The sequence below is a fragment of the Acidisphaera sp. S103 genome, from assembly GCF_009765975.1.
Taxonomy (GTDB): Bacteria; Pseudomonadota; Alphaproteobacteria; order Acetobacterales; family Acetobacteraceae; genus Rhodopila.
The window spans coordinates 157947-184018 of record NZ_LMUJ01000036.1 but is presented as its reverse complement, the minus strand read 5'-3'; the positions used below and the strand labels follow the sequence as shown (position 1 = coordinate 184018).

Genomic DNA, 26072 nt, shown 5'->3' with positions numbered 1-26072 from the left:
CGGGTAATTTCTGGTTTGTCGCGATCGACACCGGCTGGGTGTCCTACCTGACGCCCGACGCCAAGCTGGTCCCGGTGTTCAACTGCAATCCGTCCGGCGACATCGGTCCCGCCTGCGAGCCGCAGGGCACGCGCTGGCACGATGGCAAGCTTTACGTCACCACGCGCCATCTGGGCATCCTGGTCTACGATCCGGACACGAAGAAACTGAGCTCGCTGGTTTCGACATTCCATAACGAGCTGTTCAAGGGGCCGAACGACCTGGACTTCGACGCCGAGGGGGAACCTGTATTTCACCGACCCCTGGGGCACCGGACCCGGCCCGGATGCGGCGGACAAGGCCGGTGCGGTCTATCAATATTCCAAGGACGGGATTCTGCGGCGCATCATCTCCACCGGCAGTTTCCCCAACGGCATCGCGGTTTCGCCGGATGATCATACCCTGGCTGTCGCCGACTATGCGAGCAACCGGATGCTGTACTATTCCTTCCTGCACGGCCCGGTCGCCGCTTGCTCACAATGTGCCAACGATCCGTCGCACACGACGTTCTTCTTCGCCACCGCCGGCAGCTACAATCCCGGCAACGGCGGACCCGACGGGATCCATTATGACGTGCACGGGAACCTGTGGGCGCAATGCGGCATCGGCGGCATCATCGAATACGATCCGCGCGGCTTCATCATCGGGTATGTGCCGCTGCCGAATGGTGACGCGGCGGCCACCAACTTCGCCTTTGGCGGAGACAACAACCAGTACATCTACATGGAAGGTGCGGTCAGCGGAACGATCTACAAGTTCAAGGCGCCCTACCCCGGGCTGATCGGACCGGGCGGCGAGCGTTTGGCGGCGCAACACTGACAGCGTCGCGCGGCGGGTCGCGGTGTGCGGTTGACGCCGGCGCCACGCCCGCCTGACAGTTCGACAACCCGTTCGTCAGCCGTAGAGGGACCATGGCTCGCCCCACGAGACGCCTGCCCGCCGCCACCGCGATGATCGTGGCTCCGCAGCCGGAGGCCGTGGAGGCAGGTTATGCCGTCCTGGCCGCCGGCGGCAGCGCGGTCGACGCGGTATTGGCCTGCGCCTTCACCCAGGGCGTGGTCGATCCGATGATGTGCGGCATCGGCGGCCTGGGCAGCATGCAGATCTTCGACCCGGCAACCGGCCGCCATATCGTGCTCGACGGGTTATCGACCTGCCCGGGCGCGTGCACACCCGCTATGTGGGAGTCGGTGTTCGAAGGCGAATGTACCGACGGATACGGCTATATGCTGACGGGCGGGGTCAATGAACTCGGGCATGCGGCGGTCACCACGCCGGGCGTCCTGCGCTTGTTCGAGGCCGCCCATACTCAGTTTGGCCGGCTGCCGTGGCCCGACCTGCTGGCACCCGCCATCGACGCCGCGGCAGGCGGATGGGTCGTCCGCCCCCACGTCGCCGGCATGTTCTCGCTGAACGAAGCGGCGTATGGGCGATTGCGCTATAGTGCGAAACTGGCGGCGACGCCGGATGGGCGGGCGCTGTATCTGCGGGCGGACGGCACCCCCAAGCGGGTCGGCGATCCTGTGCGAAATCCCGACCTCGCCGCCACCTTGCGCACGATCGCCCGGGATGGCGTGGACAGCTTCTACACGGGCAGCATCGCGGCGCGGATCGTGGCCGATATGAAGGCTGGTGGTGGGTTGCTGTCCGCGGCCGACCTCGCCGGCTTCCGTTCGCGCGCGCATCCGCCGTTGGAGATCACCTATCGCGGCCGGCGGATCGCCACGCCGCCACCGCCGGCGGGCGGCATCGTGATCGCGGAGATGCTGCGTATCCTGGAGCGCTTCGACCTCGCGCTCCTGGGTCATAATAGCCCCGCGTATATCCGGGTGGTCGCGGAAGCGATGAAGATCGCCGGGCGCGACAAGGAAACCCATATCGGCGATCCCGACTTCGTCGTCCCGCCGCTGGCGTTCCTGCTGTCGGACGGCTACGCGGACGATTGCGCCAAGCGCATCCGAGCCGGGGACAAGGCATCGCTGCCGCGAACCGGGGGCGATTCCCGGCACACGACGACCGTTTCCTGCATCGATGCCGGCGGCATGGTGGTTTCGTTGACCCACACGCTGGGTGTGCCGTCCGGCGTGATCCCGCCGGGGACCGGTTTCATGCTGAACGGGGCGATGAACTGGTACGACCCGCGTCCCGGCCGGCCCGGATCGATCGCCGCCGGCAAGCGCCGGTTCTCCTCGATGTCGCCGACCCTGGTGTTCGAGGGCGAGACGCCGGTGATGACGGTCGGCGCGCCGGGCGGCGCATGGATCGGCGTCGCCATCCTGCAGGCGCTGCTCAACGTCCTGGACTGGGGCATGACGATGCAGGAGGCGGTTTCCGCGCCTCGGTTCTCGGCTACCACCGACGTGATCGATATCTCCAACCGCATCCCGCGGCGCGTGCAGCGGGCGGTGGAGGCGATGGGGTACGAGGTCCGCCGCTCCGCGCTGTCGTATCCGTTCGCGGCGCCGCACGGCATCACGGCCTGGGATAGACGGCTGGAGGGCGGCGCCGACCCGCAACGCGACGGCTACGCGGACGGGTTCTGAGGCTGGTCATCTGACCCTGGCGGGCGGTTCATCGCCGGCGGAGGCGAAAACGGCGGCAGACAGGTTGTCCGCGTGTCCCTGAGGCGGCGCGCTGGCTTTCCCAGCCGCCACCGACTCTTGCCACCCATGGGCGACAATGATAGTGCCCGCCGTCTTTCTCAGGGGCTAGGGCATGGCATCGACCTACGAAACCGTGGCGGGGATTATTTCCGACACCTGCGATATCGAACCAGACAAGATCACGCCGGATAGCCATGCGATCAACGACCTTGGTATCGACAGCCTGGATTTCCTCGATGTTGCCTTCGCCATCGACAAGGCATTCGGCATCAAGATGCCGCTGGAGCAGTGGACTCAGGACGTCAACGCCGGAACGGTGACGACCGACGAGTATTTCGTGCTGAAGAACCTCTGCGCCAACATCGACAAGCTGGTCGCGGCCAAGGCCGCTTGACCAGGTTTTTGTGACATAAAGCAACGGTGACCTGATGCGCCTGGAATACTTCCAGATGGTCGATCGGATCACCGAGCTGGATGTCGCCGGCGGCCGGATCACCGCCGCGTGCCAGGTGCCGGAGCAATCCCCGGTGTTCGAGGGGCATTTCCCCGGCTACCCGATCCTGCCCGGCGTGCTGATGATCGAGACGATGGCGCAGACCGGCGGCTGGCTGGTGCTGGCCACGCTGCGCTGTGCCAAAATGCCGTTCCTGATGCAGGTGGAGAAGGCCAAGATGCGGGCCTTCGTCGCACCGGGCCAGGCGCTGGAGGCCGAGGCGGCCCTGCTGCATGAGGGCTCCGGCTATGCGGTGGTGAAGGCCGCCATCACGGCGGGAGGAAAGAAAGTGACCGAGGCCGAAATCCGCTATGGCGTCGTCGCGTTCCCCAATGAGACGTTGCAAGCGGCGATGCTGGAAACCGCCCGCCGCATCGGACTGCCCGAGGAATTCACCCATGGCGCATGAGCGCGACGCCCTGATCACGGGGATTGGCATCGTTTCCTGCCTCGGTTCCGGGGCCGACGCGCATTGGGCGGCGCTGAATGCGTTCACGCCGGTGCTGGATACCGACAGTTTTCCGCCGTTCGCGGTGCATCCCCTGGCGCCGCTGGAACTGGACAAGCAGATCCCCAAGCGCGGCGACCAGCGGCAGATGGAGGCCTGGCAGCGCATAGGCGTGTTTGCCGCGGGCCAGGCGCTGGACTCGGCCGGGGTGAAGGGTAACACCGACCTGCTGTCGCGGATGGGGATGATCGTCGCGGCCGGTGGTGGGGAGCGGGATTACGCGGTCGATGCCGCGATCCTGTCCGGATACCCCAAGGCCGCGAATCCGGGCGCCTATCTGAACGAGCACCTGCTGGGCGACCTGCGGCCGACCTTGTTCCTGGCGCAGTTGTCCAACCTTTTGGCGGGCAATATCTCCATCGTGCATGGCGTGATCGGGTCGTCGCGCACGTTCATGGGCGAGGAAGCCAGCGGCGCGGATGCGGTGCGGATCGTCTGCGCGCGGATTGCCGCGGGCCAGGGCGACATCATGCTGGTGGGCGGGTCGTATAACGCGCAACGGCCGGACGTGCTGCTGCACTACGAGATGGGCGGGCTGCAGCTTCGGTCTCCGTTCGGTCCGGTCTGGGCGCGGCAGGCGGCAGGCGGCGGGCTGCTGCTGGGGTCGGTCGGCTGCTTCCTGGTGATCGAAAGCCGAACGCATGCGGCGGCTCGCGGGGCCTCGGCATACGCGCATATCGCGGCGATCCGTTCGGATCGGTGCCTCCGGCAGCCGGGACAGGCGACCGCCAATGCAAAGGCACAGTTCGAGGCGATGGCGGCGCATTACGATCCGGCGGGGGCGGCGGTGATTTCCGGGGCCTCGGGGGCGGCGGCCGCGACACGGGAAGAAAGTGCGTTCCTGGCGGGGCTTGGGTTGCCGGTGCGGGCCAGCGCGACGGCGGTGGGGCACTCGCTGGAGCCGTCCTTCCCGGCCAGCCTGGCGTTCGCGGCGATGGCGGTGCGGCATGGCGTGCTGTTCCCGCCGCTGGAGGCAGCCGAACAAGCGATGACGGCGCCGCTGACACAGGCGCTGGTGACGTCGTGGGGGCATTGGCGCGGCGAATCGCTCGCCCTTGTCACCACGGCTTGAGGGAGACCGCTGGATGACCAAGGACACCGATCATTTGGGACGACCCATCGTGGTGGTCACCGGCATGGGCGTGCTGACATCGCTCGGGCAGGGCCAGGCGGACAATTGGGCGGCGCTGACCAGTGGGGTGTCCGGGATTCGGCGGATATCGCGTTTTCCGATCGATGGGCTGCGCACCACCATCGCCGGGACCGTCGATTTCGTCCCGGTGCCCGAACCGTCGGCCCCTGCCCTGTCGCAGCGGTTGGCGGAGCTGGTGATCGAGGAGGCGGTTGGCGAGGCTGGCATCGGCCGGGTTGGCGACTTTCCGGGTCCGCTGTTCCTCGCGTTGCCGCCGGTGGAGATGGAGTGGGGGCAGCGTTTCGCGCTGGCGGCCGCCTCCGGTGCGAATGACGCCGTGACGTATGACGACCTGTTGCGGGTGGCGGGGAATGGCTCGTTTGAGCCTTACTACCGGCGGTTTCTGTTCAGTTCGGTTGGCGAGAACCTGGCGGAGCGGTTTGGCACGAAGGGCTCTCCGGTGGCCACGTCCACGGCCTGCGCATCGGGTGGGACGGCGATCCAGCTTGGGGTCGAGGCCATCCGCCGGGGCGAGACCGACGCCGCGCTGGTGGTCGGGACGGATGCGTCGGTGAATCCCGAGAGCCTGATCCGGTTCTCGCTGCTGTCGGCGCTGTCGACGCGGAACGATCCGCCTTCGTCGGCGTCCCGGCCGTTCAGCAAGGATCGCGAGGGCTTCGTGATGGCCGAGGGCGCCGGGGCCCTGGTGCTGGAGAGCCTGGCCGGGGCTCGGGCCAGGGGCGCCGTGGTGCTGGCGGTGGTCGAGGGGTGTGGAGAGGTGGCGGACGGGTTCCACCGGACCCGGTCCTCGCCGGATGGGAAGCCGATTATCGCCTGCATGCGGGAGGCTTTGGCGGATGCGGGCCTGGAGCCGGATGCGATTGGGTATATCAATGCGCACGGGACCGGGACGCCGGAAAACGACAAGATGGAATGGGTTGGGGTCTCGGCGGTGTTTGGAGAGCGGGCCGGGTCGATCCCGATGTCGTCCAACAAGTCGATGATCGGGCACAGCCTGACGGCGGCGGGGGCGGTGGAGGCGATCTTTTCGGTGTTGACGATCCGCAACGGGTTGTTGCCGCCGACGATCAATTACGATGTTCCGGATCCGGCACTGCCGGTGGATTGCGTGCCGAATGTTGCCAGGGCGGTTCGTGTGCGGCATGCGATTTCGAATTCGTTCGGGTTTGGCGGGCAGAATGTCTGCCTGGTGCTTGGGACGGTGTAGTAACGAGTCCGAACGGGTCTGGGCGAGTGCGGTTGTGATTCGATCGCCGTTGGTCATGGAATAGCGGGCGTTTGGGTGGCAGTTTCGGAGTCTGGTTCCAGGTGCGAAAGGAAGCATTGGAACGCAGATGGAAGTGGATGCGTGCAACCGGCATGATGGGCCAGGTCGGCTAAGCATCTCTTTGTTTTCGCATGCAAAAGGCGTGGAGGCCGACCGGAGCGTGTCCCCAGGTTTGACCCGGGTATCGGGATGACGGACTGATCAACCGAAGAGTCGGCGTCAATGCCAGTGACTTTATAGCGTCAATTGTTGACAATGTTCCGAATGCACGCGGTGACCGTTCGTAGGTCCAGAGCGGTCTGCCATGCGCCGGCTACAACGAAAGCAAGAATTTGAAACGCAGATGAAGGCCGGATGCACGCAGATTCACGCGGATGGTCTGTGCGACCCGATCGCCTGAAGATCGGTTCGGGTGCGGTCAGACGCCGAACGATCCAATCGCGACATCCGCGTGAATCTGCGTGCATCCGGCCTTCATCTGCGTTTCGATTCTTCCTTTGGCACCTGAGAGCGGACTCAGCAGATGCCAGGCAAACGCCGCTATTCCGTAAACAGGCTCGCCCACGTCCCGCGCATTTGGCTTGTCAGGTGATATTAGCATCGAACGCTATCAGAGCCACACATGTTGGTATCAATTCCGGCTTTGCTGCGTCTGGCGACTGACACGATGGTTCCTGGTCACCTGCGGCCGATGGGAGGGGGATTGCCGCGTCGCTTCGCTCCTCGCAATGACAATTCGGATCCGAGTGCGGTGATAATTCGGGTCCGGGCGCAGTCTGCCTGGATGAAATGAGAACGAGTGGTTTATGAAAGATCGCGACAAAAAAGGCGCGGACCAAGCCGGTCCGCGCCTTTTCAGAAGGTCGTAACGCCTGAAATCAGGCGCTTTTCTTCATGATCTCCTCGGCGACGTTGCGCGGCACCGGGTCGTAGTGATGGAACTGCATGGTGAACGACGCACGGCCCTTCGTCATGCTGCGCAGGTGGGAGATATAGCCGAACATCTCCTTCAACGGCGCATGGGCACGCACGATCACGGTGGACCCCGAACTCTCCTGGTTCTGGATCTGACCACGGCGGCGGTTCAAGTCGCCCACCACGTCGCCAACGTGATCCTGCGGCGTGGTCACTTCCACGTCCATGATCGGCTCCAGGATGATCGGGCCGGCCAACTTCATGCCTTCACGGAAGCAGGCCTTGGCGGCGATTTCGAAGGCCAGTGCTGACGAGTCGACGTCGTGGTACTTGCCGTCAACCAGCGTGTACTTGAAATCGACCGTCGGGAAGCCGGCCAGCACGCCGGTATCGGCCTGCACCTTGATGCCCTTTTCCACTGCCGGGATGTATTCTTTCGGCACCGAACCACCGACGACCTTGTTCTCGAACAGGACGCCGGCGTTCCGCTCCTGCGGGGTGAAGATGATCTTCACCTCGGCGTACTGGCCCGACCCACCGGATTGCTTCTTGTGGGTATAGGTCTCGGTATGCTCCTTGGAGATCGTTTCGCGATACGCGACCTGGGGGGCGCCGATATCGCAGTCCACGCCATATTCGCGGCGCAGACGGTCGATGATGATCTCCAGGTGCAGCTCGCCCATGCCGGACAGGATGGTCTGGCCGGTTTCCTGGTCGGTCTTCAGCCGCAGCGACGGGTCTTCACCGGCCAGCTTCTGCAGGCCCAGGGTCATTTTCTCCACCGCTTCCTTGGTACGCGGCTCGACGGAGATGTCGATGACCGGGACCGGGAAGGCCATACGCTCCAGCACCACCTGGTCATCGGCAGACGCCAGCGTGTCGCCGGTGCCGGTGTCTTTCAGCCCGACGAAGGCGGCGATGTCGCCGGCCTCGACCTCGGTGATGGCTTCACGCTTGTCGGCGTGCATCTGGAACATCCGGCCGATGCGCTCGCGATGGCCCTTGGTGGTGTTCATCACCGTGTCGCCGGACTTCAACGTGCCGGCATAGACGCGGACGAAGGTCAGCGCGCCGAACTTGTCGTTGATGATCTTGAACGCCAGGCCGGCGAACGGGGCCTTCGGGTCGGCCTTGATGCGGCGGCGGTTGGCGATGGTGGTCTCGTCGTCACCTTCCTCGACCGCCACGGCGATGCCGGGCACGTCGATCGGGGATGGCAGGTAGTCGATCACCGCGTCGAGCAACGGCTGCACGCCCTTGTTCTTAAAGGCCGTGCCGCACAGCACCGGGCGGAACGTGCCATCAATCGTGCCGCGCTTGATGCAGCGCTTCATGGTCTCGATCGAGACGTCGCCCTTGTCGAAATATTCTTCCATCGCCTGCTCGTCGACCGACAGGGCGGTGTCCAGCAGGGTCTGGCGGTACTCCGCCACCTTGTCGGCCATGTCGGCCGGAATGTCCTCATAGTGGTACTTCGCACCGAGCTCACCGCCTTCCCAGACGATGGCCTTCATCTCGACGAGGTCGACGACGCCGAGGAACTGGTCTTCCACGCCGATCGGCAGTTGCAGCGCCAGCGCGACGATATCCAGCTTTTCTTTCAAAGTGTCGTAGGCGCGATAGAAGTCCGCACCGGTACGGTCCAGCTTGTTGATGAAGATAACGCGCGGCACGTTGTAACGGTCGGCCAGGCGCCAGTTGGTCTCGGACTGCGGCTGCACACCGGCCACGCCTTCGATGATGAAGATGGCGCCGTCCAGCACGCGCAGGCTGCGGTTGACCTCGATGTTGAAGTCGATGTGGCCGGGGGTGTCGATGATGTTGATGCGGGTGTCTTTCCACTCGCAGGTGACCGCCGCCGACGTGATCGTGATCCCGCGTTCCCGCTCCTGATCCATATAATCGGTCGTGGTGTTGCCGTCGTGCACCTCACCGATCTTGTGAGACACACCCGTGTAGTAGAGAATCCGCTCCGTCGTCGTGGTCTTCCCGGCATCGATATGCGCGGTAATACCGATGTTTCTAATTCTATCGAGCGGCGTAGTAGACACGGCAAACCTCCATCAGACAGGCGAACGGGCGGGCATATCAGAAAGGGCGCGTGACCCATCGCTGGATCCGGGGAAAACCCCGCGCGCCCGCCCAAGGTGCCGACCGAACCCTCGGCCGGTTATGTGAAGCGGGAAATGCGACAGTGCGCGCGGTTTTGCAAGTGCGAATTCAGTTCAGTGCGTGGTGGCAGATACTTTCTGGCGTCATGACTGAGGCTTCGTGGATCAATAAGCGCTTCGACGTCGGCAGTGTCGCCCAAACCCGTCATGGCAGGCGTACGCTCGCCATCTCTGACTTTTCCGAACCCCATACTGCGCGGCGTGGATGGCGGGCCTACGCCCACCATGACGATGAGAGACTGGCGTCCCTCGCCAGACGATCCGGTTATATTGCCGCAAACCCTAAGGCGGCGGCGGCAAATATCCTGATCGTTTATCACAGTGTGAAACAGGCCACGGGGCTATGGTTGCTGCCATGGACATACTTACCGCGCAGGCTCTCGTGCGTTTCGGCCTCGGCCGCCGGGGCGCGGAACCGCTGCCGCCCGATCCGGCGGTCTGGCTGCTGAACCAGCTTCGGCAGCCCGATCCAACACGGCTGGACGATCCGCCGACCACAGCCATGGGGCTGACGGCGCTGCGTGAAGATCGCGAGACAAAGCCGCCGCCCGGCGAATCGCGCTCCGCCGCGCTGTTCAAGGCGCAGGGTGCGGCGCAATTGGCGAACGCGGTGACGACCCCTGCCCCGTTCCGTGAGCGGCTGGTGTGGTTCTGGACCAACCATTTCACCGTCTCCCGCCGCCAGGGCCAGTGCGCCGCCGTTGCCGCCGCCTTTGTGGAGGAGGCGATCCGGCCGCATGTCACCGGCCGGTTCAGCGACATGGTGCTGGCGGTGATGCGTCACCCGGCGATGCTGCTGTATCTGGAGAATGCCGGCTCGTTCGGCCCCGACAGCCCGGTGGGGCAGCGAATCCATCGCGGGTTGAACGAAAACCTGGCGCGCGAGTGCATGGAACTGCACACCGTCAGCCCGCGGTCAGGCTACACCCAGGCGGATGTGACGTCGTTCGCGAAAATCCTGACCGGTTGGTCGATCGACCTGAAAGCCGATCCGCCCGGCTTCCGCTATCGGCCGTTCGCCCACGAACCCGGCGTCCAGACCTTGATGGGGCGGCAATTCCCGGCCGACGAAGCCGGCGGGGTCGAAGCTCTGGCGTTCCTTGCCGATCATCCCTCGACCCACCGGTTTCTCGCCACCAAGCTGGTGCGGCACTTCGTCGCCGACGATCCGCCGCCGGACGCGGTTCGCGCGATCGAGGCGGTGCTGCGCGACACCAAGGGCAATTTGGGCGCTGCCTCGGCGGCGCTGGTGCGATTGGATGCCGCATGGCGGCCCGGCGCCAAGTTGCGGACGCCGATGGACTATGTCGTCGCCAGCGTTCGCGTGCTGGACATTCCGCCGGACAAGATCCCCATGATGGGCATCGTGGGCGGGCTGGGCCAGCCGCTGTGGAACGCACCCGCGCCGAACGGCTGGCCGGATCGCGCCGCCGACTGGGCCGCGCCGGAGGCGATGCTGCGCCGGATCGACTGGGCGAGCGGTTTTGCCGGGCGCATCGGCGACCGGGATGTCGCGGAGATCGCCGACGGTACGCTGGGGCCGCTGCTGCGGCCGGAAACCCGGGATGCGATCGACCGAGCGGGGTCTCGCCGAGAGGGGATGACGCTGCTGTTGGCCAGTGCAGAATTTCAGAGGCGTTGATCCCATGAACATCTCTCGCCGCACCGCCCTGCTTGGTCTTGCCACCAGTTTCAGCTTCGGAGGCACCAGCCTGGCGCTGGCCTCGGCGCCGACCGACAAACGGCTGGTGGTGATTATCCTGCGGGGTGCGCTGGATGGCATGGCCGCCGTGGTGCCCTATGGCGACGCCGGCCTGATTGGCTTGCGCGGCGAGATCGTGCCGGCGGGTCCGGGGCAGCCGGATGGGGTGCTGGACCTGGGTGGATTCTTCGGCCTGCACCCGGCGCTGGCGGGCGTGCACGACATGTATAAGGCAAACGAGGCACTGGTGGTGCACGCCGTTGCTGGGTCCTATCGCGTGCGCAGCCATTTCGAGGCGCAGGACTACCTGGAATCAGGGGCCGACCATCGCATGACCAGCGGTTGGCTCAATCGCGCGGTGATGGCGTTGCCCGCGGTTTCGGCGGCACGGCCGGAGGGGGATGCGCTTGCCGTCGGTGTGTCGGTGCCGCTGCTGCTGCGGGGGCCGGCTCGGGTGGCGAACTGGGCGCCGCACGGGTTCTCCCAGCCGGCGCCGGGTCTGTACGCGACGATCGCCGCGCTGAACCGGCATGATCCGGTGATCGGGCCGGCGATCGCCGAGGGGTTGCGCGCACGGGGGTTCAGCGCCGCCGTGATGGCCGGTGATACGGAGCCAAAGGCGAAATACGCGTTTCCGGCGCTGGCTCGGTCGGCTGGGGAGATGCTGGCCGCCGCGGACGGGCCCCGCATCGCCGCGCTGGAGATCACCGGGTGGGACACGCACACCGCACAGACCAACCGGCTGAAGGGGCCGCTGACGCAACTCGATGCCGGGTTGGTCGCGCTGAAGACGGCGCTGGGGCCGGCTTGGGCGCAGACGGCGGTGCTGGTGATGACGGAGTTCGGGCGCACCGCTCGGGTGAACGGGAACAAGGGCACGGACCACGGCACGGGGACGGTGGCGTTTGTCGTCGGTGGCGCGGTCGCCGGCGGGCGGGTGAAGACGACATGGCCGGGGCTTGGGACGGGCCAGTTGTTCGAGAACCGTGACCTGGCGCCGACCGCCGATCTGCGGGCGGTGGCGAAGGGGATGCTGGCGTCACATCTGGGGCTGGATGCCGGTGCGCTGGGACGGGTCTTCCCGGGGAGCGGCGGGGCTGGTGCGATGGCGGGATTGATCCGGACCTGAGGGGTGGTTGTCTGGGGTCACCCCCTGCTAGTGGAGCTGGGGTAACCTGTCCGCCACGGGCAGGCCGGTGTGTGCCGACAATCCGTTTTCGATGCAGAGGCCGCGGAGCGGAGCGCAGAGTGCGCAGGGATTCGCGTGTCGTTTCGCTGGATACGGAACTGGTTGGCGGACGCGCGGCACGCCAGGCCTGTTGGAGGCCCTTATTCTGTTTCGGAATATTTTTGTCGATAATCAAAATTTAGTTGTCGTCATACGGTAATAATAGTCGTTTCTTGATCATGATGCGCAATATAAAGTGGCGCAATCCGTCGGTTGCGGTACCGCGACGGCGGCGGTATCTCCATCGCCAAGAAGAAATAGGGAGATCAGGATGTCCGTTCGAAAATGGGCAAGGCGGGCGAGCGTTCCGTTGCTGTTGGCGCTTCTGCTGCCGCATCAGGTTCGGGCGGAGTCCGATACTGTTCGCATCGCCCAGCCCTATGGGTTGGTGTATCTGCCGAGCTATGTGGCCGTCGATCAACATATGATTGAGGCGCGGGCCGCGGCGGCTGGGCTTGGGCCGATCAAGGTCACGCTGACACGCTTGTCCAGCGGGCCGGCGGGCAGCGACATGATCCTGGCCGGCGACGCCGATCTGGCGATGGGTGGGTTTGGGCCGGCGCTGACGTTGTGGGACAAGACCCGCGGCGCCAACAAGGTGCGCGGGATGATGCCGCTGGACAGCTCACCGATGTTCGTCGTCAGCACCGATCCGCGTATCCACAGCCTGAAGGACTTCACCGACAAGGACCGTATCGCGGTGAGCGCGATCAAGGTCACCGACCAGGCGATCACGCTGGAGATGGCCGCGGCCAAGGAATGGGGCTGGGATCAGCGGTTCCGGCTCGACCCGTTGACCGTTTCGATGTCGAACCCCGATGGCGAGGCCGCCCTGCTGGGGGGGCTGAGCGAGGTCCGCAATCAGGCGACGATCATTCCATTCTCGGTTGCGGAGCTGGAATCGGGCAAGGCGCACCTGGTGATGAGCTCGAACGACGTGATGGAGCCGGGGTCGTCATCCACGGTGGTGTATGTCTCGGCGCGCTTCCATGACGCCAATCCGAAACTATATGCGGCGACGGCGGCGGCGTTCGAGGATGCGATCGTATGGATCCATGCCCATCCGCACGAAGCGGCGGAATTGTACATCGCGCGAGAACCGACGAAGCAGGGGGTCGACTGGATCGAGCGGATGATTCGCGATCCTTCCCTTATTAGTTACAGCTCAACGCCGCGTGGGATGCAGGAACATGCGGACTTTATGTACAAGGTGGGGACGTTGAAGCATAAGCCGACGAACTGGCAGGACCTGTTTTGGGAAAACATGGCCGGGAAGGACGGGAGTTAGAACCGCCGGTCTGATACAGTGGGTTACTGTTGCGGATGGCCCGGACTGACGCCGGGCCATGACGAGGTTAATGACAGCGGGCAATGACGAGCTACTGGCGGTGGGCCATGACGGGGTTACTGACGGCGGGCCATGACGGGGTTACTGGCGACGGGGCATGACCAGGTGGGTGTGTCGATGTCAATGCGACTTGGTATAGGCCGTCCCACGCCTACAGGGATCGAGTCGCGCCGCCATCGGCATCAATGATGGAGCCCTGAATGAAATCGGCTTTCGAGGATGCGAGATAGGCGACCAGATTACCGATTTCCTCCGGCTTTCCGACTCGGGTTGTGCCGTGCGAGGATACCAGAAACGTCAGAGCTTCGTCACGGTTGAAACCACGTTCGCGCATCACGCGCTCTACATTGCGGGTGAAACGGTCTGTGGCGATCAACCCCGGGTTGACCGCATTGACGCGAACACCTTGCGATATGCCGATGTCCGCCATTGCCTTGGTAAAGTTCAGCAAAGCGACGTTGACAGACCCGCCTATGGTGAATTCGGCGGATCCCGAGCGGGCGCCAATACCGACGATGTTGACGATATTGCCATTGGTGGAGCGCAAGTGCGGCCAGGCGGCTCGGGTCATTCTCACGTAGCCGTGAAATTTCAGCGCGAATCCGTCCTGCCAGTCTTCTTCTGTCAATGTGAAGAAGTCCGCCCGTTTGGTTGCCCCCGCATTGTTCACCAGCAGGTCGAGGCGTCCGAAATGACCGACTGCCGCCGCAATGGCCTGCCGCGGCGCATCGGGGTGGCGAAGATCGGCGGGGAACACCTGAACGTTGATATTTGCCGTCTTCACAAGGGTGTCAGCAACGTCCTGAAGCTTCACCGGGTCGCGGGCCACAAGGCAAAGATGCATGCCTTCTCTTGCAAGTTCCGTCGCGATCGCCGCGCCAATTCCGCGATTCGCCCCGGTTACCAACGCAACCTTACCGTTTAATTCCAGTTCCATAGCTTCCCCCGGCGCCTCTACAGGAATGATGCCGGCAAAATCAGCCGATCGCAATTCGGTTTGCGTCCTTCGCAACGACATATTATAAGGGAATCTTACAAAATACTATGGCGCCATTACCCAAGCTGCGGTATATTGCTGGAGCTGGATTGCAGGAAAGAAATATATGGCAGAAGATGTGTTGGGCCTCACGGCTCAGATCGTAAGCGCTCATGTTACCAAGAACTCGGTCTCTGTTGAGGAGCTGCCGGGTCTTATTCGTGAGGTTTACAAAACCCTGGCGAATGTCGGGGAAGTGGCGGCGCCAGTCGAAGCTGCCAAGCCGGCGGTCGCGGTGACCAAATCGGTGTTCCCGGACTACATCGTTTGCCTTGAAGACGGCAAGCAGATGACGATGCTGAAACGGCATCTGATGACCGAACACAACCTGACGGTCGATCAGTATCGCGCGAAGTGGGGTCTGCCGTCGAGCTATCCGATGGTTGCACCGAATTACGCCGAAACCCGGTCCACGCTGGCCAAGAAGATGGGCCTGGGGCGGAGCCGGACAGTCGTACCGCCGCCGAAGAAGCCTGGCCGCAAGCCTGGTCGCAAAGCCGGCACTCGGGTCTAAGACGTAGACTGCGACAAAGCCCGGCCGGAGGAGCTTTCCAGTGTCTCCTTCGACCTCTACTGGCGTCTTGGCCCGGCTCCGTCCGGGCCAGTCGTCGTTATAGGGGCTGAACGTCTTTACTAGCTATAATCTGACGGAGGAATCGTCAGATTATATCCACCAGGCGTCAATTTGGTGGGCCGATTCACCCAACGCCTGGAAACCAAGCGTTGGGATCGGACTATTACCGCCCTTTGAAAGCACGCGGTTTACGCTTCTCCTTGAAGGCCAACGCGGCCTCCCGGAAATCCTCGGTCAGATACAAACGCATGGGCGCCTGCTGGAACGCAGCCTCCTTTGCGTAACGATCCAGGAACCAGCGGCGTGCCCTGACAGTCGCCCTTACAGACAATGGCGGGTTGGCGGCAACAGCCTGAGCCAGTGCCATTGCCGCGTCCATGACTGTATCCTTTGATGCGACCCGGTTGATCACATTCGCCGCCAGTGCTTCCTCGGCGGTGAAATACCGTCCGGTCAACGCCACTTCGTCGCCGAACGCCCCTGCCCCGCGGAAGTGAAACTGCGCCCAGTGCTTCGCCGCGCCCAGGCCGCGAGATGTCTCGGTCAACTGGAACCGGGTGCCCGTTTCGGCGACGATCAGATCACAGTCCAGCACCAGGCCGAGACCAAGACCGAGCACATAACCGTGCACCGCGGCGATGACCGGTTTCCAATTGACCGACTGGAACAACAGATCGCCGGAATTGGCGCCATGTCCTTGGGGACCGCCAAGACGCTCAAATTCCTCCCGCGAGCGCAATTGCCGCTGATGCACGTCGGCGCCACTGCAGAATGCCCTGCCGCGGCCGCACAGGATCGCGACATGCGCATCCGGGTCCAAATCGAATCGGCGAAACGCCGCCATCAACTGGCGGACGACTTCATCGCTGACCGCATTCAGTTTTTCCGGTCGGTCCAATGCAATTGTCGCGATGTGGTCGTTGCATTCGTACACAACGTATTGCCGGTCGTCGGGTGTGTCCATGCCATCCTCCTCTGGTCTTCGTGGGCATTGCTGTTAGCCTAGGCGTGATGAACCGGATGGCAAACCGGCACCAGGAAGGACGCCAGGAAGGACACCATGAAACACGGCAGAATTCACCTTGAAACGACCGGTGACGTCGCGGTCATGACGCTGAACGACCCCAGCGTGCTGAACGCGTTCGGGCAGAAATTGCGGGAAGACATGACGGCCGCGATGGATCAGATCGAAGCCGGTTCGGCGCGCTGCCTGGTGATTACCGGCGCTGGGCGCGCCTTCTGTTCGGGCGCCAATCTGAACGATCCCGACCGGCCGCCGCGCGACCGAGCGGCCGAGGCACGTGGGGAGGCGAAAAGCGACCTGGAGACATGGTACAATCCGATGTTCATGCGGCTGCGCGGCCTATCGATCCCGATCGTCACGGCGATCAACGGAATGGCCGCCGGCGCGGGCATGAGCCTCGCTTTGTCCGGCGATATTCGGATCGCTGCGCGTTCTGCCTCGTTCCTTCAGGCCTTCGCGCGAATCGGGCTGGTGCCGGACTGTGGGTCATCCTGGATACTGCCGCGGCTGATCGGCATGGCTCGGGCGATGGAACTGTCGCTACTGGCCGAACGACTGCCGGCCGAGACCGCGCTGGCGTGGGGGCTGATCAACCGCATGGAGGAAGACGACGCGCTGATGCCAAAAGCCATGGACATGGCGCGCGCGCTGGCGGCGGGTCCGAAGTCGATCGGGCTGATCCGGCAGATGTATTGGGAATCCATGGACAACAGCTACAGCGAGCAACTCGACCTGGAGGCGAAACTGCAGACCCGGGCGGGCATGACGAAAGACTTCGAGGAAGGTGTCGCCGCGTTCCGCGAGAAGCGGCCGGCGAAATTCAGCGGGCAGTAAGGGAACACATTGGTATGCGTATTGGTATCGTCACTATTCCATCCGCCGAGGAAACCGGCGCCCAAGTCGTGGAACATGTCACCGCAATCGCGCGCCAGGTGGAGGCGTTCGGTTTCCACGGACTGTGGGTCACCGACGCCTTTGCTCGCGGCAAGCCGACGCTCGATCCGCTGATCCTGCTGGGGGCCTTGGCATCCCAGACGTCGCGCATCGAACTGGGCACCTGCGTCGTGCAGGTGCCGCTGCGCCATCCGGTCGAACATGCTCACCGGGCGGAGACGTTGAACGTGCTGTCCGGAGGACGCTTCCGGTTTGGTGTCGGCAGCGGATCGACAAAGCACGATTTCGATGCCGTGCAGGTCGATTACGATGCTCGTTTCAAATTGCTGACCGCTCACCTGGAGGTGATGCGGCGGGTGTGGGCGGGCGAGCCGGTCTACGGCCCCGCGTTGTCGGTCTGGCCGGGCAGCAAGGGTGGTCCGCCGGTCCTGTTGGGTGCCTGGCGCAGCGAGCGGTGGATCAATTTGTCAGCGAAAGTATTGCAGGGCTGGATTGCCTCGGGGATTCATACGTCCTGGGAAGACTTGGCGATCGGCGTGAAGATGTTCCGCGACGCGGGCGGAAAACGGGCCATCCTGGCGAATATTTTCACCGATTTCCGTGACACGCCGGGCGGTTTGCCGTTCACGCACACGCCGAAGATCACGCTGTTCTGCTCGCCGCGGGAAGCCAGGGATAGGTTGAAGCGACTGGAAGATACCGGCATCGACGATGCGCTTCTGGTGGTGCCGTCTGGCGATCCGGGGCAGTTGGAGACGATCGCGGGGTTGATGCGCTGATCCCGTGCCCGAGCCCTGTCGCGTGATTGCCTGAGGCCATGGGTCGGGCGACAGGACAAATAATTGGGTCAACCGAACGATGGGAACCGCTGGCGCCGCGACGATGCATGTCAATCGGAGTTCAAGTATCGCCGGCGCCCGGTTTTCCTCTTCAATTGACAAAATCCGCAAATTGCGTAAAATACGCAATTGAAAGCGAGGCATGATGCGGGAAGTCCCTGCCACTGAATTTGCCAGGAATTTCGGCCAATATCGGGAAATCGCCCAACGTGAACCGGTGGCGGTTACCAGCCACGGCCGCGCCATGGGGTATTTCATCTCCGCTATCGAATTCGAGGAGATGCAGCGGCTCAAGGCGTTCGTCCGCCGCAGCCGCGCCGTCACCGATCTCAGCAAAGAAGAGATCGACCGGATGACGGCGGGCCGCATGGATCCGGAGCATGATCACCTCAATGCGCTGCTCGACAAGGAATAGGCTGGGGGCCAATGGCGCTTCCTGAGCCGCGGTTCGGCCTCGTCATCTCCTACAGCTATCTCTGGCACCACGAACACAACGCCGGGCGAGACGAGGGCACCAAGTCCCGTCCCTGCGTCATCGTGCTGGCGGTCGAGAACCAAGCCGACGGCACCATTCTGGTGCGCGTCTCGCCGGTAACGCACAGTCCTCCGCACAACGCTGACGTGGCACTGGAAATTCCCCTCGCGGTGAAGCGACATCTGGGCCTGGACGACGCGCGTTCATGGGTCATCCTCGATGAAATCAACGAGTTCGCCTGGCCTGGATTTGACCTCCGCCCGATTCCGCCAAGCCGCGACCGTTTCGCTTACGGATTCCTGCCGCCCCGTATGTTCGACCAGATTTTGGTGAAGTTCGCGCACGTCTGGAGCGCCGGCCAGGGCACGGCCACGTCACGGGACTGAACCGCGACCACCCTTCCCTGTTCTACCCCGCGCTGATGCTTTCCAGCCCGCCCATGTATGGCCGCAGCACGTCCGGCACGACGATCGATCCGTCTGCTTGCTGGTAGTTTTCCATGACCGCGATCAGCGCACGCCCGATGGCGACACCTGAGCCGTTCAGTGTGTGGACGTGGGCGACGGTCTTGCCGTCCGCTCCGCCTCGGAACCGGGCATTCATGCGCCGAGCCTGGAAGTCCTTGCAGTTGGAGCAGGAGGATATTTCCCGGTACATGCCCTGGCCTGGCAGCCACACTTCCAGATCATAGGTACGGGTGGACGCAAAGCCGGTGTCGCCGGACGACAGCAGCATGCGCCGGTAGGGCAGATCCAGTTTCTCCAGGATGATTTCGGCGGAGCGGGTCATCCATTCGTGCTCTTCGCCGCTTTTGTCGGGATGGGCGATACAGACCAGTTCAACCTTGCGGAACTGGTGCTGGCGGATCATGCCGCGCGTGTCGCGGCCGGACGCGCCTGCCTCACTGCGGAAACAGTCGGTCAGTGATGTCAACCGCAGGGGAAGTTGCTTCTCCGGCACGATATCCCCGGCGACGGTGTTGGTCAGCGGGACCTCGGCGGTGGGGATCAGGTAGCGGCCGTCGGTGGTTTTGAAGAGGTCTTCCTCGAATTTCGGCAGGCTGCCGGTTCCGAACACTGCCGCCGCATTGACCAGCGACGGCACGATAGTTTCCAGGTAGCCACGCCCCTGCGTGTGCTGGTCCAGCATGAACTGCCCGAGTGCGCGCTCCAACCGAGCGAGCGGGCCGCGCAGGACGGTGAAGCGGGCACCGGCGAGCTTGGCGGCGGTGGCGAAATCCATCATCCCCAGGGCTTCGCCCAGTTCGAAGTGCTGCTTGGGCGTGAAGTTGAAGTCGCGTGGTTGGCCGGTCTGCTTCAGCCGAACGTTGGCGGTTTCGTCGGGACCGTCGGGGACGGACGGATCCAGGATGTTGGGCAAGCCCTCCAGGATGTGGCGAATGCCCGCGTCCAGCGTCGGAACGTGTTTTTCCAGGCTGTCCATGTCGCCGCGCAGGGTGGTCGCCTCGGCTTCCAGCGCGGCGGTGTCGGCGCCGGCGCGCTTGCCCTGGCCGATCTCCTTCGCCAGGGCGTTCCGGCGTGCCTGTTTCTCTTGCAAGGCGGTTTGCGCCGCGCGCCTGTCGGTATCCAGGGCCATCAGCTCCGCCGCGGCCGGCGGCAGGCCGCGGCGCGCCATGGCGGCGTCGAAGGCGGCGGGATCGGCACGAATGGCTCGTATATCGTGCATGGACTCAGGCCTCGACTGGCTTCGGTTCGACCCATTTGGCGGAAATGATGGAGATTTCGTACAACGCGATCAGCGGCAGGGCCAGCCCGGACTGGGTGATGACGTCGGGCGGCGCCAGGATCGCGGCGATGATGAACATTCCCACATAGGCATAGCGGCGGAATTTCCGGAGTTGCTTCGAACTGGTGATCCCGACCTTGGCCAGCAGCGTCAGCGCCACCGGAAGCTGGAATGTGATGCCGAAGGCGAAGATCAGCTTCATGACCAGGTCGAGGTATTCGCTGACCTTCGGCAGCAGTTCGATCGGCACGCCGCCGCCGCCGATCGGGTCCTGGAAGCTGGCGAAGAACCTCCAGGCGAAGGGGAAGACGAAATAGTAGGCCAGCGCGGCGCCGGCGACGAACAGGATTGGCGTGGCGGCGAGGAACGGCAGCAGCGCCCGCTTCTCACTGCGATACAGGCCCGGTGCCACGAACAGCCATAGCTGCACCGCGATCATCGGAAAGGCGACGAACATGCCGCCGAAGAACGCCACTTTGATCTTGGTGAAAAATGCCTCGTATAGCTGGGTGTAGATCAGGTGAGGATCGGGATTGCCCTGCGCGCGCATCACATTGGCCAGCGGTTCGGCCAGAAAATAGTAAATATCGCTGGAGAAATAGTAGGCCACGCCGAAGCACGCCAGGAATGTGCCGGCGGACCAGATCAACCTTGTGCGCAACTCGATCAGATGATCCAGCAGCGGCATCGGCTTGTCGTTGATGGGGTCGTCTTCAGGTGTTGCCACGTTCGGCTTTCTCGGTCTGTGGAAGCGGCGATGCGCTGGTGTTCTGGAACGGCGACGCGCCGATATTTAGAGTCCGGCGCGAAATATCCGAATCGACGAGCATACGGCATCGGCCTCTCGTCGCCATGGTGGGCGCGGGCCCACCAACCACGCCTTCCCATATCGATCTCGGAAAAGGCGTGGATGGCGGGCCTGCGCCCGCCATGACGGTATCGGGCAGTCGTGCCTCCTCTGGAGCGGTTCTTTCGCGCCGGACGCCTTCCCATGCCGATCCCGGAAAAGGCGTGGATGGCGGGCCTGCGCCCGCCATGACGGTATCGGGCAGCCGTGCCTCCTCTGGAGCGGTTCTTTCGCGCCGGACGCTTAGGACCGGCGACGCGCCGATGTTTGGGAACGGCGACGCGCCGATGGTATGGAACGGCGACGCGCCGATGACGAGGTGCATCGCCTATCCTTTCGACTGGCGTTGCAGCACGGCTTCGGGGGGAATGAAAGCCGGAGCCTCGGCTGGCGGCGTGGCGGCCAGGATCGGCGGAGGCGGCACAAGGCCTGGTGGGATGAAGGCCGGTGCCAGGGGCTTCGCGGGTACCGCTTCGGGGTCGGACAGCGGTTCCAGGATGGGCGGGGCGCTGACGGCGACCTCATCCAGGGTGGAGACCTCGCTGGCGGCGGAAAACGATGGTTCCAGCGGATTGTCGGCGAAGGTGTCGCGGATCGAATGGTCCGGATCGACGTGCTTTTCCAGCAGGCTGGGAATATCCAGGTTGCGAATGTCGGAAAAGGCTTTCTTGACGTCGCCGAGATCGGCCTCCCGCACCATCTCATCGACATGGGTCTGGAATTCGGCGGCCATGCGGCGCGCCTTCTTGATCATGCTCGAGGCGGTACGAATGGCGGCGGGCATGTCCTTGGGGCCGATCGCGATCAACGCGACGGCGCCTATCAAGAGTATTTCCGACCAGGCAAAATCGAACATGGGTGTGCGTATGTCTCCGGGGGGCGCTAGCTAGCAGGAAGCGGGCGCCGGGGAAACCTGTCGCGTGGGCGCGGCCGGGTTACCGATGGGCAATAGACACCGGTTCGTCCATCGGGTCGGCGGTCAGGAAGCCCAGCGTGTCGGCTTCCAGGACGACACAGGTCAGTTTGCCGCCGAACACGGCCCCGGTGTCGATGGCGATGCGGTTGTGGCGGACGACCGGGGTCTTCACCGGCGTGTGGCCATGCACGACGACGGCGCCGAAATCGGCCTCGGAATACAGGAACGGCTGGCGGGAGCGCAGCAGGTCGTCGCGGGCCTGGTTTTCCAGGGGGATCCCGGGGCGGACACCGGCATGGATGAAGGCGTAACCGCCCTCGCGATGCATCAGGATCAGGTTCCGGAGAAAATCCTGATGGGATTGGGGGATCAGGGCGGCCCATCGGTCTCGCGGGCCGTCGGGATCGATGCCGTAGCTCTGCAAGGCGGCCTTGCCGCCGGCGAACAGCCAGTCGGTGCCGGCGGCACGTTCCCCCGACAGGGCGTCCAGCATGGTGCTCTCGTGGTTGCCCATCAGGTTGACCATGTCCATGCCGGGAATGGGGCAGCCATCGACCAGTTTGGCGATGACGCCGGCGGTGTCGGCGCCGCGGTCCACGTAGTCGCCGATGTGGAGCAGCAGGGCGGAGGCGATGGGGCGGCTGGCGAGATCGCCGGCGATGATGCCATGCAGGTCGGCCAGTTGCCGGGCACATCCGTGGATGTCACCGATGGCGTAGATACGACGGCCGGGCGGCAGGGACGCGGGTGCGCGGGAAAGTTCGATCATTGCGCATCGGGGTTACAGGGCAACGGGGATTCAGGCAACTCGCGCGGCGGGGCGGCCACGCCGGTAGAGGAAGCGATCCATTTCGGGGACGAACCGCACCACGTCGAATCCCGCTTTCTGCAACACACGCCGCGAGCCGATGTTGCCGGGCCGAGCGAACGCGCGAAGTTCGGGCACGCCGAGAACATCGTCGGCGAATGCGGTGCAGGCCTGCGTCAGTTCCGTGGCGTAGCCGTTTCCCCATGCGGCTGGGTCGAAGTAGTACCCGACCTCGATGCCCCAGCCCGGGTCGAATGGATCGTCATACAGGCCGCCCCAGCCGATCATCCGGGCATCGGCCTTGGTCAGGACGGTCCAGGGGGCGTAACCGTTGCGGCGACGTTGCCACTCGTGGACCGCGATGCGGCGGCGGCACTGCCGTAACGAGGCGTCGGCGTGGGTGTGCCGCATGGCCTGTGCGTCGCCGAGGAACGCGAAGAGCCGGGGCACATCCGACAGGGTGGGACGACGCAGGATCAGACGCGATGTTTCGATGCCCATGCGAGCCTCCCGGGGGGCAGTGTTGCTGGTCCGAGGATGGGCTGTCCATCCGGGGGAGGTCGTTGAGGCCGGTGTGCCGGTGGCGGGCGGATGGCAGGGCGATATGTTGGTTATGGATGAGCGCTTTCAGGTCGCCTTCGCACCGGCCGATGAAGCGCGGATGGCCGGGACACGCCCGGCCATGACGGCTGGGCCGCGGTGGGTTCGGCCACGATGGATGGGCCGCGGTGGGTTCGGCTGCGATGGGTGGGCCGCGGTGGGTTCGGCTACGATGGATGGGTGCTTCCAGGTCGCCTTCGCACTGGCCGATGAAGCGTGGATGGCCGGGACACGCCCGGCCATGACGGCTAGGCCGCGGTGGGTTCGGTCAGGGTGGAGACGCTTTAGACATCCACCTCCTCGACCGTTTTCGCCCGATCCTGGATGAATGCGAAGCGCAGTTCCGGCCGCCGCCCCATCAGGCTTTCCACCAGGTCGTTGGTCTGCGCCCGCATCTCCGGCACCGCCATCACCTTCAGCAGGGTCCGTTTCGCCGGGTCCATCGTGGTTTCCTTCAACTGGGCGGGCGGCATCTCGCCCAGGCCCTTGAAGCGGCTGACTTCCACCTTGGTGCCGGCCTTGAACGCCCGCCGCATCTTCTGTTCCCGATCGGCGTCATCCATCGCGTAGACCGATTTCGCACCCTGGGTCAGCCGGTACAGCGGTGGCTGCGCCAGGTAAATGTGCCCATGGCGCACCAGTTCCGGCAGTTCCCGGTAGAAGAACGTCATCAGCAGCGAGGCAATGTGGGCGCCATCCACGTCGGCGTCCGTCATGATGATGACCCGGCCGTAGCGCAGCTTCGTTCGGTCGAAGCGATCGCCGACGCCGCAGCCCAGGGCCTCGATCAGGTCTTTCAGTTCCTGGTTCTGCCGCAGCTTGTCGGCCGATGCGCTGGCGACGTTCAGAATTTTCCCGCGTAGCGGCAATACCGCCTGGGTTTCGCGGTTGCGTGCCTGTTTCGCGGATCCGCCGGCCGAGTCGCCCTCGACCAGGAAGATTTCGGTTTCGGCGGCGTTCTCGCGCGAGCAGTCAGTCAGTTTGCCGGGCAGCCGCAGGCGCCTTGTGGGGGATTTCCGAGCGGTATCCTTGTTTTCCTTGCGGCGGATGCGGTCTTCGGCGCGCTCGATCACGAAGGACAGCAAGTTGTCGGCCGAGGCCGGATCGCCTGCCAGGAAATGGTCGAACCGGTCGCGCAGGGCGCCTTCGGTGAGCCTTGCGGCCTCCGCGTTGGTCAGTTTTTCCTTGGTCTGGCCCTGGAACTGCGGATCGCGCAGGAACAGCGACAGTTTCGCCGCCACAGGGTCCAGGACATCGTCGGCGGTGATCTGCCCTGCCCGCTTGTTGCCGCGATGATCGCCCCAGGCGCGCAGGCCCTTGACCAAGGCGGCTCGGAATCCAGCCTCATGCGTGCCGCCCTGTGTCGTCGGCACGGTGTTGCAGTAGGAGTGGAGGAACCCGTCGCCCTGCTCCAGCCAGACCACCGCCCATTCGAGTTTGCCGGTGGCTTCGCCTGGTAGAGCCGCCTCACCCGCCCAGATTTGCGGCAAGACTTTTGCCAGGTCGCCGATATCGGCGGTCAGGCTGTCGCGCAGGCCACCTGGGAAGTGCAATACCGCCTCGGCCGGGACGTCGTCCTTGCCTTTGAGCAGCGCGGGCGCACAGGTCCAGCGGATTTCGACGCCGCGGAACAGATACGCTTTCGACCGGCACAGCCGGTACAGCCGGCTGGGGACAAACGACAGAGTGGCGCCGAAAATCTCGGTATCCGGCTTGAAGCGGATGCTGGTGCCTCGGCGGTTGTGCACCGGCCCGGCATTGATCAGCTTCGTGGTCGGCTTGCCCTTGGCGTAGGACTGCTTCCACATCACCCGGTCGCGGGCGACCTCGACGTCCATGATTTCGGATAGCGCGTTGACGACCGAACTGCCGACGCCGTGCAGGCCGCCGGAGGTCGCATAAGCCTTGCCACCGAATTTACCACCCGAATGTAGCGTGGTAAGAATAACCTCCAACGCACTCATATTATTGAATTTTGGATGCGGATCGACCGGGATACCGCGGCCGTTGTCGCGCACCGTCAGCCAGTTGCCTTCCTCGAGCGAGACCTCGATGAAACTGGCATGGCCGGCAACGGCTTCGTCCATCGCGTTGTCGAGAATCTCCGCTGCCAGGTGATGCAGCGCCGTTTCGTCGGTGCCGCCGATATACATGCCGGGGCGTTTGCGAACCGGCTCCAGCCCTTCCAGGACCTCGATGTCCTTGGCCGAATAGTCCGAGTCGTCGCGGGCAGGCAGCGGCAGGCGCTTGTCGGTGTCCGCCTTCATTGGCTTGGCGGGCGGCTTTGGTCCTGACTTTTCGGACGGCTTGTCGGACGCCTTGTCGGACCCTGGGCCAAACAGATCGTTCATGCTGTGTTCCCAAATCTGAGTCGCACCCTACATGGGGGTGGGCGGTTTCGGCAACTGTCTTGCCTGAAGTTGGATATTGCCGGGGCCGTCCCGGCTGCCTTGAATTGCGGCGCGCTTGGGTCGAGACGCGGGTTTCGACCCGGCGTATGGTTGGACTCCGAAGCGTACAGCCAAGAGGCCGACCATGGACCTGATTTGCTATCTGCGATCGAGTTGGGAGCCGATGATCCGGCCGGCCGAAACGACTCGCGCGTGGATGGATGGCACCTCCCTGTCGTATGCGTATCGCTGCCTGCCGCTGACGACCGCCAATGCGCATGGCTGGGAGATCCTGTGTCCGGTTTCGTTCGACGCCATCTGGAGCGGTGGTAGCGGACTGGGTGACGTCGTCGTGCAGGTGCCACCGGACACCAGCCCGGCGCATACGCCGGTGTCGACGTTTGGCGAGGCCATATTGACGTTCCACATCAGTGGTTTGTTTCGCACGCCGCCGGGCTGGAATTTGTGGGTCGGCGGGTCACCGAACAGCCCGAAG

The 26072-nt window shown here is 64.1% G+C and carries 25 protein-coding genes; 15 read left to right on the top strand and 10 right to left on the bottom strand.

What is annotated here, in order from left to right:
* Nucleotides 1-231: 231 nt before the first annotated feature.
* The 6 genes from GSQ89_RS09285 (at nt 232) to GSQ89_RS09260 (ending at nt 6003) form a co-directional block, all read left to right on the top strand.
* The gene (locus GSQ89_RS09285; protein WP_158924577.1) at nt 232-858 is read left to right on the top strand and encodes an SMP-30/gluconolactonase/LRE family protein; all 627 of its coding nucleotides are present in this window, start codon (nt 232-234) and stop codon (nt 856-858) included.
* A 92-nt stretch (nt 859-950) separates the two neighbouring features.
* Complete coding sequence (locus GSQ89_RS09280; protein WP_216856079.1) at nt 951-2582, top strand: gamma-glutamyltransferase family protein; 1632 nt, start codon at nt 951-953, stop codon at nt 2580-2582.
* A gap of 172 nt (nt 2583-2754) precedes the next feature.
* Nucleotides 2755-3036 (top strand): acyl carrier protein, encoded by a 282-nt coding sequence (locus GSQ89_RS09275; RefSeq protein WP_158924273.1) that lies wholly within the window; start codon nt 2755-2757, stop codon nt 3034-3036.
* Nucleotides 3037-3070: 34 nt separating this feature from the next.
* A complete protein-coding gene (locus GSQ89_RS09270) occupies nt 3071-3544 on the top strand; it encodes a 3-hydroxyacyl-ACP dehydratase FabZ family protein (protein WP_158924271.1) in 474 nt (157 codons plus the stop codon).
* Nucleotides 3534-4715: a beta-ketoacyl-ACP synthase gene (locus GSQ89_RS09265; RefSeq protein WP_158924269.1), complete on the top strand. Its 1182-nt coding sequence runs from the start codon at nt 3534-3536 to the stop codon at nt 4713-4715. The genes GSQ89_RS09270 and GSQ89_RS09265 overlap by 11 nt, the downstream gene beginning before the upstream one ends.
* 13 nt (nt 4716-4728) lie before the next feature.
* On the top strand, nt 4729-6003 hold the full coding sequence (locus GSQ89_RS09260) for a beta-ketoacyl-ACP synthase (protein WP_158924267.1): 1275 nt from the start codon (nt 4729-4731) through the stop codon (nt 6001-6003).
* 938 nt (nt 6004-6941) lie between these two features.
* Here GSQ89_RS09260 and fusA read toward each other — a convergent pair.
* Nucleotides 6942-9029, bottom strand: coding sequence for an elongation factor G (fusA, locus tag GSQ89_RS09255; protein ID WP_158924265.1), 2088 nt, complete (start codon nt 9027-9029; stop codon nt 6942-6944).
* Between the two features lie 475 nt (nt 9030-9504).
* Between fusA and GSQ89_RS09250 the strand changes: the two genes are divergently transcribed.
* The 3 genes from GSQ89_RS09250 to GSQ89_RS09240 all read left to right on the top strand — a co-directional run bounded on the left by GSQ89_RS09250 (nt 9505) and on the right by GSQ89_RS09240 (nt 13367).
* Nucleotides 9505-10791 carry a DUF1800 family protein gene (locus tag GSQ89_RS09250; protein WP_158924263.1) on the top strand — a complete coding sequence of 429 codons (1287 nt, stop codon included), beginning with the start codon at nt 9505-9507 and terminating at the stop codon, nt 10789-10791.
* Between the two features lie 4 nt (nt 10792-10795).
* Nucleotides 10796-11980, top strand: coding sequence for a DUF1501 domain-containing protein (locus GSQ89_RS09245; RefSeq protein WP_158924261.1), 1185 nt, complete (start codon nt 10796-10798; stop codon nt 11978-11980).
* A 370-nt stretch (nt 11981-12350) separates the two neighbouring features.
* On the top strand, nt 12351-13367 hold the full coding sequence (locus tag GSQ89_RS09240; protein ID WP_158924259.1) for an ABC transporter substrate-binding protein: 1017 nt from the start codon (nt 12351-12353) through the stop codon (nt 13365-13367).
* Between the two features lie 211 nt (nt 13368-13578).
* On the opposite strand, the gene GSQ89_RS09235 is transcribed toward GSQ89_RS09240, so the two are convergent.
* Nucleotides 13579-14418 carry an SDR family NAD(P)-dependent oxidoreductase gene (locus GSQ89_RS09235; RefSeq protein WP_216856078.1) on the bottom strand — a complete coding sequence of 280 codons (840 nt, stop codon included), beginning with the start codon at nt 14416-14418 and terminating at the stop codon, nt 13579-13581.
* Nucleotides 14419-14530: 112 nt separating this feature from the next.
* Between GSQ89_RS09235 and GSQ89_RS09230 the strand changes: the two genes are divergently transcribed.
* A complete protein-coding gene (locus GSQ89_RS09230) occupies nt 14531-14977 on the top strand; it encodes a MucR family transcriptional regulator (RefSeq protein ID WP_158924255.1) in 447 nt (148 codons plus the stop codon).
* A gap of 223 nt (nt 14978-15200) precedes the next feature.
* On the opposite strand, the gene GSQ89_RS09225 is transcribed toward GSQ89_RS09230, so the two are convergent.
* On the bottom strand, nt 15201-16001 hold the full coding sequence (locus tag GSQ89_RS09225) for an enoyl-CoA hydratase/isomerase family protein (protein WP_158924253.1): 801 nt from the start codon (nt 15999-16001) through the stop codon (nt 15201-15203).
* Between the two features lie 96 nt (nt 16002-16097).
* On the opposite strand from GSQ89_RS09225, the gene GSQ89_RS09220 reads away from it, so the two are divergent.
* The 4 genes from GSQ89_RS09220 (at nt 16098) to GSQ89_RS09205 (ending at nt 18655) form a co-directional block, all read left to right on the top strand.
* Nucleotides 16098-16895 carry an enoyl-CoA hydratase/isomerase gene (locus GSQ89_RS09220; RefSeq protein WP_158924251.1) on the top strand — a complete coding sequence of 266 codons (798 nt, stop codon included), beginning with the start codon at nt 16098-16100 and terminating at the stop codon, nt 16893-16895.
* 14 nt (nt 16896-16909) lie between these two features.
* Nucleotides 16910-17734, top strand: coding sequence for an LLM class flavin-dependent oxidoreductase (locus tag GSQ89_RS09215; RefSeq protein ID WP_158924249.1), 825 nt, complete (start codon nt 16910-16912; stop codon nt 17732-17734).
* A 202-nt stretch (nt 17735-17936) separates the two neighbouring features.
* On the top strand, nt 17937-18209 hold the full coding sequence (locus tag GSQ89_RS09210; protein ID WP_158924247.1) for a type II toxin-antitoxin system prevent-host-death family antitoxin: 273 nt from the start codon (nt 17937-17939) through the stop codon (nt 18207-18209).
* An 11-nt stretch (nt 18210-18220) separates the two neighbouring features.
* On the top strand, nt 18221-18655 hold the full coding sequence (locus GSQ89_RS09205; RefSeq protein ID WP_158924245.1) for a growth inhibitor PemK: 435 nt from the start codon (nt 18221-18223) through the stop codon (nt 18653-18655).
* A 22-nt stretch (nt 18656-18677) separates the two neighbouring features.
* Here GSQ89_RS09205 and serS read toward each other — a convergent pair whose 3' ends face one another.
* From serS to parE, 7 genes are all read right to left on the bottom strand, one after another.
* A complete protein-coding gene (gene serS / locus GSQ89_RS09200; protein WP_158924243.1) occupies nt 18678-19955 on the bottom strand; it encodes a serine--tRNA ligase in 1278 nt (425 codons plus the stop codon).
* 4 nt (nt 19956-19959) lie between these two features.
* Complete coding sequence (gene tatC, locus GSQ89_RS09195; RefSeq protein WP_158924573.1) at nt 19960-20703, bottom strand: twin-arginine translocase subunit TatC; 744 nt, start codon at nt 20701-20703, stop codon at nt 19960-19962.
* A gap of 25 nt (nt 20704-20728) precedes the next feature.
* The gene (locus GSQ89_RS09190; protein WP_158924241.1) at nt 20729-21187 is read right to left on the bottom strand and encodes a hypothetical protein; all 459 of its coding nucleotides are present in this window, start codon (nt 21185-21187) and stop codon (nt 20729-20731) included.
* Between the two features lie 3 nt (nt 21188-21190).
* On the bottom strand, nt 21191-21718 hold the full coding sequence (gene tatB / locus GSQ89_RS09185) for a Sec-independent protein translocase protein TatB (RefSeq protein WP_158924239.1): 528 nt from the start codon (nt 21716-21718) through the stop codon (nt 21191-21193).
* A gap of 79 nt (nt 21719-21797) precedes the next feature.
* Nucleotides 21798-22547, bottom strand: coding sequence for a metallophosphoesterase (locus GSQ89_RS09180; protein WP_158924237.1), 750 nt, complete (start codon nt 22545-22547; stop codon nt 21798-21800).
* Nucleotides 22548-22577: 30 nt separating this feature from the next.
* Complete coding sequence (locus GSQ89_RS09175; protein WP_158924235.1) at nt 22578-23087, bottom strand: GNAT family N-acetyltransferase; 510 nt, start codon at nt 23085-23087, stop codon at nt 22578-22580.
* A 383-nt stretch (nt 23088-23470) separates the two neighbouring features.
* Entirely contained in the window at nt 23471-25453 is a 1983-nt protein-coding gene (gene parE / locus GSQ89_RS09170) for a DNA topoisomerase IV subunit B (protein WP_158924571.1), read from the bottom strand.
* A 268-nt stretch (nt 25454-25721) separates the two neighbouring features.
* Between parE and GSQ89_RS09165 the strand changes: the two genes are divergently transcribed.
* Nucleotides 25722-26072: DUF6065 family protein (locus tag GSQ89_RS09165; protein ID WP_254073135.1), on the top strand; the 351-nt coding region annotated here is incomplete at its 3' end.

Bases quoted from the DNA above. Each gene is read 5' to 3' on its own strand.
- tatC (WP_158924573.1), bottom strand. From the start codon at position 20,703: ATGCCGCTGCTGGATCATCTGATCGAGTTGCGCACAAGGTTGATCTGG.
- GSQ89_RS09180 (WP_158924237.1), bottom strand. From the start codon at position 22,547: ATGATCGAACTTTCCCGCGCACCCGCGTCCCTGCCGCCCGGCCGTCGT.
- GSQ89_RS09215 (WP_158924249.1), top strand. From the start codon at position 16,910: ATGCGTATTGGTATCGTCACTATTCCATCCGCCGAGGAAACCGGCGCC.
- GSQ89_RS09205 (WP_158924245.1), top strand. From the start codon at position 18,221: ATGGCGCTTCCTGAGCCGCGGTTCGGCCTCGTCATCTCCTACAGCTAT.
- GSQ89_RS09260 (WP_158924267.1), top strand. From the start codon at position 4,729: ATGACCAAGGACACCGATCATTTGGGACGACCCATCGTGGTGGTCACC.
- GSQ89_RS09240 (WP_158924259.1), top strand. From the start codon at position 12,351: ATGTCCGTTCGAAAATGGGCAAGGCGGGCGAGCGTTCCGTTGCTGTTG.
- GSQ89_RS09220 (WP_158924251.1), top strand. From the start codon at position 16,098: ATGAAACACGGCAGAATTCACCTTGAAACGACCGGTGACGTCGCGGTC.
- GSQ89_RS09275 (WP_158924273.1), top strand. From the start codon at position 2,755: ATGGCATCGACCTACGAAACCGTGGCGGGGATTATTTCCGACACCTGC.
- GSQ89_RS09225 (WP_158924253.1), bottom strand. From the start codon at position 16,001: ATGGACACACCCGACGACCGGCAATACGTTGTGTACGAATGCAACGAC.
- GSQ89_RS09270 (WP_158924271.1), top strand. From the start codon at position 3,071: ATGCGCCTGGAATACTTCCAGATGGTCGATCGGATCACCGAGCTGGAT.
- GSQ89_RS09245 (WP_158924261.1), top strand. From the start codon at position 10,796: ATGAACATCTCTCGCCGCACCGCCCTGCTTGGTCTTGCCACCAGTTTC.
- GSQ89_RS09210 (WP_158924247.1), top strand. From the start codon at position 17,937: ATGATGCGGGAAGTCCCTGCCACTGAATTTGCCAGGAATTTCGGCCAA.
- GSQ89_RS09190 (WP_158924241.1), bottom strand. From the start codon at position 21,187: ATGCACCTCGTCATCGGCGCGTCGCCGTTCCATACCATCGGCGCGTCG.
- parE (WP_158924571.1), bottom strand. From the start codon at position 25,453: ATGAAGGCGGACACCGACAAGCGCCTGCCGCTGCCTGCCCGCGACGAC.
- serS (WP_158924243.1), bottom strand. From the start codon at position 19,955: ATGCACGATATACGAGCCATTCGTGCCGATCCCGCCGCCTTCGACGCC.
- GSQ89_RS09280 (WP_216856079.1), top strand. From the start codon at position 951: ATGGCTCGCCCCACGAGACGCCTGCCCGCCGCCACCGCGATGATCGTG.
- tatB (WP_158924239.1), bottom strand. From the start codon at position 21,718: ATGTTCGATTTTGCCTGGTCGGAAATACTCTTGATAGGCGCCGTCGCG.
- GSQ89_RS09265 (WP_158924269.1), top strand. From the start codon at position 3,534: ATGGCGCATGAGCGCGACGCCCTGATCACGGGGATTGGCATCGTTTCC.
- GSQ89_RS09250 (WP_158924263.1), top strand. From the start codon at position 9,505: ATGGACATACTTACCGCGCAGGCTCTCGTGCGTTTCGGCCTCGGCCGC.
- GSQ89_RS09230 (WP_158924255.1), top strand. From the start codon at position 14,531: ATGGCAGAAGATGTGTTGGGCCTCACGGCTCAGATCGTAAGCGCTCAT.
- GSQ89_RS09175 (WP_158924235.1), bottom strand. From the start codon at position 23,087: ATGGGCATCGAAACATCGCGTCTGATCCTGCGTCGTCCCACCCTGTCG.